The organism is Xanthomonas sp. 3058 (assembly GCF_014199765.1).
Lineage (GTDB): Bacteria > Pseudomonadota > Gammaproteobacteria > Xanthomonadales > Xanthomonadaceae > Xanthomonas > Xanthomonas campestris_B.
This window is the reverse complement of the sequence record NZ_JACHOF010000052.1, coordinates 1-2,120: the sequence shown is the minus strand read 5'-3', so window position 1 is coordinate 2,120 and position 2,120 is coordinate 1. Positions and strand designations below refer to the sequence as shown.

Below are 2,120 nucleotides of genomic sequence, written 5' to 3'. Positions count from 1 at the left end.
TGGTTCCCGACACTGCTGCACGCGCGCACCGAGATCGAACGCTGGCGACGCGAATACAACGAGGACCGCCCCAAGAAAGCAATCGGCGGCATGACACCGGCTGCGTATGCCCAACATCTGGCAAACACCGATATCATCAGCCCTGGACTCTAAACCAGGCCGCTACTCAGGGCGGGGGGGCGTCGAGAGCTCGCACAGATGCGCGACCACACCCAGGATGATCCAAGCAGGAGCGGGCCCCGAATGATGTAACCAGCTAATCATCTATCTGGGGCGAATGGAGACCTTGGATCTGGCGGAACTCATCGAGCGTACCAACGCGGTTACTGAACTTTAGGAGGCGAGCAGGCAGGGCAAAGAAGTCCGAAGCATGGCGACTTGAACACCGCGCCTGCCGGACCAGTGACCAAGTAAGATCCCTCATCAACGACCAGCAATGTCGAAAAGAGTCACTATGACTAATAAGAAGACCGACACAGATAAAAGCAAACCGCTCTATCCCGCCGATGCAAACTTCCCCAAGACCCATTTCTTCTACGAGTACGAAGGAGAAAGGGCCGTGGATCCGGCCGTGCTCGTAGAGCACGGCATCTTGCTCTGGCACGAACAGATCTACGCGAACGAGCTTCATGACGTCAGCCCGCTCTGGGCCTTTGCCGAAGCCGAGCTGGAGAAGCAGGGTCAGGCGCAAACTCACTCTGATCTGGAATGGCTGCGCCAGCAGGTCACTGTTAATGCGCTTGTACCAGACTCCTGGAACAGACTAGAACCTTATCCCTACAAGGGCCTTCTGATCGCCGCGCTGTACCTCCAAGAAGCCAGGCGCCTCTGCAAAGTCGGTGACACCGGCCGGGTATGGCACATCACCGCTCTTGCCTACTACAACCTTGGTTTGAACACGACCAAGTCGGCCTCGCACGTGTTCGCGACCTATGCTGCCAAGGAAAAGGCCGACGACAGCGAGTACACGCGCGCGATCGTGCTACAGGTCCTCAAACGCCTGGAAGACGACAAGTCGATCACCAGCGTCGCCCAGGCAAAGCGAGCAGTCATTGAGTTCATCCAAAGCTACAAGGACAAGAAGGGCACCCGCGTACTCCTGTCTGAACTGGAGAAGCTTGACCGCCTGAAGCCCAAAGGGGCCAAGCGTAGTAAAACGAACGGTGCAATAGATCGACTTGAGAACACCCTAAACGCTTGGGCCGGCCGCAAAAGCCCCTATCCAGAGATGGCCGAGGCGTTCGCGGCATTCGACCGAACGAACCCTCCGTCCGCCTCCTCAGAACCGCCCACATCCGGCCCGGCCCGAACCACCAGCGAGTCTTTCGAATTCGAAACGGCCGATTACCACACGCGTATCTTCAATCTACTGGCAAACGGTGATGTAGTGAGCCTGCGCCTGGGCCACGACAAGGCTCAGGAGCAGTAAACCGGCGGTCTACACGCTGCGCCTCAAAGAGTGGCGGACCTACACCAAGCGCGCAGAGCATGTCAAATGGTCTGCCGCTGACCTTTCGACCTCCACATACCTCCTCGCCAGACTCTCTCGCACTGGGACGCACTACCGCGCCCCAGGCAACCATAAGGGAAAGTCTGAAATGCTCTCAACCAAGATCCACTCTGAAGCCACACCTCGTCAGGTCAAGCGCTCTACCCTGACCGACGGGTCCGCCTCGGCAATTTATAACCAGTCGCCGGCTATCTTCGATCTGGAGCTCCTCCAAGAACTCCACAAAAGCAAGATCCTTGACCGCCTCAAGGACATGTTTCAACTCGCTCAAGCCGATAATCGTTCCAGCGATCGTGCAATCCGCCTGCCGGAGGTACTGCACATCTTGGGCATCGGCAAGAGCAGTTGGTACCAGCGCCTGAGTGCACGCTCCAGCTCTTACGACCCGCTGGCTCCGCAGCCGTTCAAGCTGGGCACTTCCGAACGCTCGCCTTCGGTCTGGTGGCATTCCGAAATTATCGCCTATCTCCAAGCGCATGCAGCCGCATCGCGCAACCGCTAAGGAGATCGGATCTATGCGACATCCCCCCGCCCTGAGTAGCGGCTTGGTTTAGAGTCCGGGGGTAATGATATCGGTGTTGGCCAGATGTTGGGCATAAGCAGCTGGTGT

General features: G+C 57.8%; 3 protein-coding genes. All 3 read left to right on the top strand.

Annotated features, from left to right (window positions below; genetic code table 11):
- Window positions 1–153, top strand: a 153-nt coding sequence (locus GGR61_RS20870) for an integrase core domain-containing protein (protein WP_184623837.1), incomplete at its 5' end; no start/stop codon positions are given.
- Window positions 154–454: 301 nt separating this feature from the next.
- Window positions 455–1,429 carry a hypothetical protein gene (locus GGR61_RS20865; RefSeq protein ID WP_184623835.1) on the top strand — a complete coding sequence of 325 codons (975 nt, stop codon included), beginning with the start codon at window positions 455–457 and terminating at the stop codon, window positions 1,427–1,429.
- A gap of 169 nt (window positions 1,430–1,598) precedes the next feature.
- Window positions 1,599–2,012 carry an AlpA family phage regulatory protein gene (locus GGR61_RS20860; RefSeq protein ID WP_167706741.1) on the top strand — a complete coding sequence of 138 codons (414 nt, stop codon included), beginning with the start codon at window positions 1,599–1,601 and terminating at the stop codon, window positions 2,010–2,012.
- Window positions 2,013–2,120: the final 108 nt, after the last annotated feature.